The following is a 6,021-nucleotide window of genomic DNA, read 5'->3' on the forward strand; positions in this document are numbered from 1 at the left end:
GAGGGGACTGCCGCCGCATTGCGAACTTACCCTCTTTCTACCGCTTCACCGTGCAGCTCAGCGCCAGCACGTCCGCCGCCTTGTCGAGGTCGTCGGCGCGGACCAGCACGTAATCGGTGTTGTAGGTGGAGATCGCGAAGATCGGCACATGGGCCTGGGCCAGCGGTACGGCGATGCGGGCCAGGATGCCGAACAGCGAGAAATCGATCACCCCCTCCACCCGGAAGGCGCGCCAGCCGCGCTCGGCCTTCACCCCGTCGGGCACGCGGTCCTCGCGGCAGAGGATCGACAATTCCTCTCCCGTACGGGTGGCGCCGACCAGCGGGTCGGTCCAGTCCAGCCAGTCGGGCAGGCCGCTGCCGGGCGGCAACTGCGCCACCGCCAGCCGGTCGGGCAGCACCGATAGGGTCAGGCCGGACTGCTCGCGCACCAGGGCCGCGGTCAGCGTCGCCTCGTCCACCTCGAAGGGCTTCAGGATTCGGCGGGCGCGGGCGGCCAGCGACGGTACGCCGGAGCGCATGGCGCGGCCCAGCATCTCCGCCGAGGTCGCGCGCAGGTCGGGGTCCGATTCGGCAAGATCGACCACTGCCTGCAGCGCGCTGGTCTGGACGATGCGGCTCGGGCTGTTCTCGAACCAGTCCGCCAGCAGGACGGCGGCGCGGTGGCGCTGTTCGTCGTCCATGGTCAGGCGCGGCACGATCTGGGCGATGTGCCAGCGCACCTCCGCCTGCTCGATGGCGACGGCGTCGGTCAGCAGATGGTCGACATATGGATCGAGCCAGCCGGGGTTGCCGCGCGACACCCGCTCCAGCGCATCGGCGGCGCGCATGCGCACGCTGGCATCCTTGTCGAACAGGCAGCCGACCAGTTCCGCCAGCTTGCCGCGGTCGGCGGACACCTCGTCGGCGACGGAGGGGGCGTCGCCCACCGTCCGCCGGTCGCCGCGCGCCAGCCGGCGGGCGAGCGACGCATTGCGGCTCAGGTCGTCCATCTCAGCGCCGCCCGGTCGGACGGCCGAAGCGCGACGGAGTGCCGAAGCGCGACGCCACTTTGGCGCCGGTGGGCCTCAACTTCGGTGGCGGCGGCGGCGGGGGAGGGGGCGGCGGCGGAGTTTCGCCGCGCGGCACGCCGCCACCCGACGCCATTTCCGCCAGATCCTTCACCAGCTTCTGCACGCTGCGCACGCGGGACTGCGGATCGGCCCATTCGCGGCTGTAGACCAGCTTGTGATCCGGCCGCAGCTTCATCAGCGTCAGATGCTGGGCGATGTAGGTCAGCAGCTTGGCCGGCTCGGCATAGAAATTCTCGTGGAAGGCCAGGACCAGACCCTTCGGACCGGCATCCACCCGGTCGATGTTGGCTTGGCGGCACCAGCGCTTGACGGTGACGACGTCCAGCAGGTTCTCCACCTCCTCCGGCAGCTTGCCGAAGCGGTCGATCAGTTCGGCGGCGAAGCCGTCCACCTCCGCCCGGTCGACCAGATCGGCGATGCGGCGGTAGAGCGACAGGCGCACGGTCAGGTCGGGGACGTAGCTTTCCGGGATCAGCACCGGCGTGCCGAGGTTGATCTGCGGCACCCATTCCTGCGCCGCGGCGGCGGCGACCGCTCCCTCCTGCATGGATGCGCGGGCGTTGGCGACGGCCTCCTCCAGCATCTGCTGGTAAAGCTCGACGCCGACCTCGCGCACCTGACCCGACTGCTCCTCGCCCAGCAGGTTGCCGGCGCCGCGGATGTCCATGTCGTGGCTGGCAAGCTGGAAGCCGGCACCCAGGCTGTCCAAGGTCTCGATGACGTGCAGGCGCTGCTGGGCGGTGCCGCTCAGCGGCTTGTTGGGGGCGTAGGTCAGATAGGCATAGCCGCGCTTCTTCGACCGGCCGACGCGGCCGCGGATCTGGTAGAGCTGGGCCAGACCGAACAGGTCGGCCCGGTGGACGATCAGCGTGTTGGCGTTGGGGATGTCCAGGCCGCTTTCGATGATGTTGGTGGCGAGCAGCACCTCGAACTTGCCCTCGTCGAAGGCGGTCATCACGTCTTCCAGCTCGCTGGCCGCCATCTGGCCATGGGCGGTGACGATCTTGACCTCCGGCACCAGTTCGCGTACCCGCTCGGCGACCTTCGCCAGATCCTCCACGCGCGGGCAGACATAGAAGCTCTGGCCGCCGCGGTAATGCTCGCGCAGGATAGCCTCGCGGATCACCACCGGGTCGTAGGGCAGGACGAAGGTGCGCACCGCCAGCCGGTCAACGGGCGGAGTCGCGATCAGCGACAGCTCGCGCACGCCGGACAGCGCCATCTGCAGGGTGCGCGGGATCGGCGTGGCGGTCAGCGTCAGGACGTGGATGTCGGCGCGCAGCTCCTTCAGCCGTTCCTTCTGCTTCACGCCGAAATGCTGCTCCTCGTCGACGATGACCATGCCCAGCCGCTTGAAGTCCAGGCCCTTCGCCAGCAGGGCATGGGTGCCGACGACGATGTCGGCGGTGCCCTCCGCCAGTTCCTTCTTCACCAGCGTCTGTTCGCGGGCGGTGACCATGCGCGACAGCTGGACCACGCGCACCGGCAGCCCATTGAACCGGGTGGAGAAGGTCTTGAAATGCTGGCGCGCCAGCAGGGTGGTCGGCACGACGACGGCGACCTGCTTGCCGCTCATCGCCACCATGAAGGCGGCGCGCAGAGCCACCTCGGTCTTGCCGAAGCCGACGTCGCCGCAAACCAGCCGGTCCATCGGACGGCCGCTGCCGAGATCGGTGAAGATGTCCTCGATGGCCTTCAACTGGTCGTCGGTCTCGGGATAGGGGAAGCGGGCGGCGAATTCCTGATAGACCCCTTCCGGCGTCAGCACCGGATCGGCCTTCTTCAGCATCCGTTCGGCCGCGATCTTCAGCAGGGCTTCCGCCATGTCCTTCAGGCGCTTCTTGACCCGCGCCTTGCGGCCCTGCCAGCCGGCGCCGCCCAGCTTGTCGAGCTGGACATTGGCGTCCTCCGAGCCGTAGCGCGACAGCACCTCGATGTTCTCGACCGGGACATAGAGCTTGTCGCCGCCCTCATAGATCAGGCGCAGACAGTCGTGCGGGGCGCCGGTGACCTCCAGCGTCTCCAGCCCGTCGTAGCGGCCGATGCCGTGGTCCATGTGGACGACGATGTCGCCTTCATGCAGGGCCGAATGTTCGGCGATGAAGTTGGCGGCCTTGCGCTTCTTCTTGGCCGGGCGGACCAGACGGTCGCCCAATATGTCCTGTTCGGTGATGACGGCGAGGTCGGCGGAGGTGAAGCCATGCTCCATCCCCAGCACGATGGTGCCGATGATGCCGCGGTCGAAACGGCGGACATCCTCGATGCTCTCCGCCGGCTCCAGCCCCGGAATGCCGTGGTCGGCCAGCACGTTGGACAGGCGGTCGCGCGATCCGGCGGAATAGCCGGCGATCAGAACGCGGCGACCGTCGGCCCGGAGCGCGCGGATATGGTCCTTCACCGCGTCGAAGACGTTCACGTCGGGGCGGTTGCGCTCCTCCGCGAAGTCGTGGCCGCGCTTGCCGCCGGCGTCCACAGTGCCCTTGATGCCGGGAGGCGTGGAGAAGATCTGCAGCTGCGCCACCGCGCGCTCCGCCAACAGCGCGTCCCAGCCGGTGGTGTCGAGGAACATCGAGGCGACCGGGACCGGCTTGTAGACCGGCGACCCGTCCGCTTCTCGATGGTCATCATCGAATCGCGCGAGGCGTGGAAATCGACCACCTGCGCGATTCGGGCGTCACGCGACTCGTTGGCCTGATGGTCCAGGCTGACGATGCCGCGCGGCAGGTAATCCAGCACCGTGTCCATGCTCTCGTGGAACAGCGGCAGCCAGTGCTCCATCCCGCCATAGGACCGGCCGGCTGAGATCGCCTCGTAGAGCGGATCGTCGTCGGTCACCGCACCGAACAGCTCGCGGTAGCCGGAGCGGAAACGGGCGATCCCCGCCTCGTCCAGGAAGACCTCCGACATCGGCTTCAGCTCGACGCTGTCGCGCTTGTCGGTGGTGCGCTGGGTCATCGGATCGAAGGCACGAACCCCCTCCAGCTCGTCGCCGAACAGGTCGAGGCGGAGAGGCTCCTCCGTGCCGGGCGGGAACAGGTCGACGATGCCGCCGCGCACCGCGAACTCGCCGGGCTCCCGCACGGTCTGGGCGCGGGTGTAGCCGTTGCCGGCAAGGTAGTGCTGCAGCTTCTCCAGGTCGATCCGGTCGCGCAAGCGCGCCGAGAACACCGCGTTCTTGAACGCGCTCCGCGGCGGCACCCTCTGCACCACGGCGTTGACGGTGGTCAGCACGATCAGCGGGGCCAGCCCGTCGCGGTTCGACGCCGCCTCTCGCCTTGCAATCAGCCGGGTCAGCGTGTCGATGCGGCGGGCGACGATGCCGCCGTTCGGCGACACGCGGTCGTAGGGCAGGCAGTCCCAGGCCGGGAAGGTCAGCACCTCCAGCTTCGGCGCGAAGAAGGCCAGCGCCTCCGCCAGCAAGGCGCAGCGCGTGTCGTCCAGCGCCACATGCAGCAGGCCATAAGCCCCAGCCTTCTGCGCAAGCTCCGCCAGGATGCGGGCGTCATGACCCTCGGGCGCGCCGCCGATCAGGAGACGGCCGGCGCGGCCGGGCTGGAGATCGTAACTGACCAAAGGAGGATGCCTCGGAGAAGGGAAGTGCTTTCGAGAGAGCCTCGGCCGGCTCCGTCAGGAGCCTTGACGTGGTGTGTAACGGAACGCCGTCAACAGGCGCATCACGTCGCTGTCATGTTCGGGGGGAACCGGTTCCCGTCCCGACATCCAGTCGTAGAGGTCGGGGTCTCCAAGCTCCAGCAGCGCCTCGAACCGGTCGAGCATGGCATGGTCGAACTCGCCGACATGGGCGTCGGCGAAGCTGCCCATCAGCAGATCCATCTCGCGCGTGCCGCGATGCCAGGAGCGGAAGCGCAGCCGCTTGCGCCGGTTCTCAAGCGATTCGGCCTTCTCGGGGGCCGGCGTCTCGGAAGCCGGGGGGGTGCCGTTTTCGGTCATTGCTTTCCAACGTCGAAAACCCCCAGCACCACCAGCGGCGAAGGGGGAACCATTCAGGAACCCCATCCTGCACGGGCGGGCGCCGCGATGCAACCTCGGCTGCCTGCCTTGACCGCTGGAGGTGGATGTCCTATCTGCCCACTGGCCCGCGGGGACGACCCCGCCGATGAGCAGAGGGTTACCGGGTGGGGACGACCCCGCCATTCCAAGACGGAGGTACCGTCATGGCGTGGGTCACGCTGTTCTTTGCCGGCCTGTTCGAAATCGGTTGGGCCGTCGGCCTGAAATACACCGAAGGCTTCACTCGTCTGGTCCCGAGTGTCCTGACCGCCGCGGCGATGCTGGTGAGCATCCTATTGCTGGGGGTCGCGCTGAAGACGCTGCCGTTGGGCACGGCTTATGCGGTCTGGACGGGGATCGGCACGGTCGGCACCGCGGTGCTGGGCATGTGGCTGTTCGGCGAACCCGCCGGAGCGCTGCGGCTGCTGTGCATCGCGGCGATCGTCGGGGGGATCGTGGGGCTGAAAGTCCTGCATGGGTGAGTGGTCGCTGAATGCCCCCACCTAGCCTCCCCCGCTGAGCGGGGGAGGGACTGCCGCCGCCCTTCCGTAAGCACTTGCTTCCCTCCCCGCCCAGCTCTCGCACAAAGCTATGCTTTGTGCTGACGCGGCAGGCGGACCGTAGGTCCGCTGAGAGCGGGGGAGGGTTAGGGTGGGGGCTAACGTACCCGCTACACCCCCTCCGTCCGGCAGTTCAGCCCAAGCGTCTCCGCGGTATTCGCCCACCGCCGACAGGCAGACCTCCGCCCGCTCCGCCGGGATCGACACCGAGAAGCGCAGGACATAGCGCTCGCCCGCGCGGTCGGGCAGGGTCTGCGCGTCCAGGCGCACGATGTTGGCGTCGAACTGGGTGAAGATCTCCGACAGGCGCGCCACGAGGCCCGGCTGGTCTCCGCCCGACACTTCGACGCGGTGGGTGACATGGCCTGCGGCCCCGGC

The 6,021-nt window shown here is 68.5% G+C and carries 3 protein-coding genes and 2 pseudogenes; 1 reads left to right on the forward strand and 4 read right to left on the reverse strand.

Annotation, left to right across the window (positions count from 1 at the left end; translation table 11 throughout):
- Positions 1-37: 37 nt before the first annotated feature.
- The 3 genes and pseudogenes from F1643_RS20230 to F1643_RS20240 form a co-directional block, all read right to left on the reverse strand.
- On the reverse strand, positions 38-991 hold the full coding sequence (locus tag F1643_RS20230) for an ACT domain-containing protein (RefSeq protein ID WP_194915066.1): 954 nt from the start codon (positions 989-991) through the stop codon (positions 38-40).
- Between the two features lies 1 nt (position 992).
- Positions 993-4,645, reverse strand: a pseudogene (gene mfd, locus F1643_RS20235) (transcription-repair coupling factor).
- A 54-nt stretch (positions 4,646-4,699) separates the two neighbouring features.
- Positions 4,700-5,023, reverse strand: coding sequence for a succinate dehydrogenase assembly factor 2 (locus F1643_RS20240; RefSeq protein ID WP_194915067.1), 324 nt, complete (start codon positions 5,021-5,023; stop codon positions 4,700-4,702).
- 224 nt (positions 5,024-5,247) lie between these two features.
- On the opposite strand from F1643_RS20240, the gene sugE reads away from it, so the two are divergent.
- Positions 5,248-5,565, forward strand: coding sequence for a quaternary ammonium compound efflux SMR transporter SugE (gene sugE / locus F1643_RS20245; RefSeq protein ID WP_194915068.1), 318 nt, complete (start codon positions 5,248-5,250; stop codon positions 5,563-5,565).
- A gap of 21 nt (positions 5,566-5,586) precedes the next feature.
- On the opposite strand, the pseudogene F1643_RS24115 reads toward sugE, so the two are convergent.
- Positions 5,587-6,021 (reverse strand): annotated as a pseudogene (locus tag F1643_RS24115) (hypothetical protein); the annotation flags it as partial.

The organism is Azospirillum sp. INR13, assembly GCF_015390205.1.
GTDB lineage: Bacteria > Pseudomonadota > Alphaproteobacteria > Azospirillales > Azospirillaceae > Azospirillum.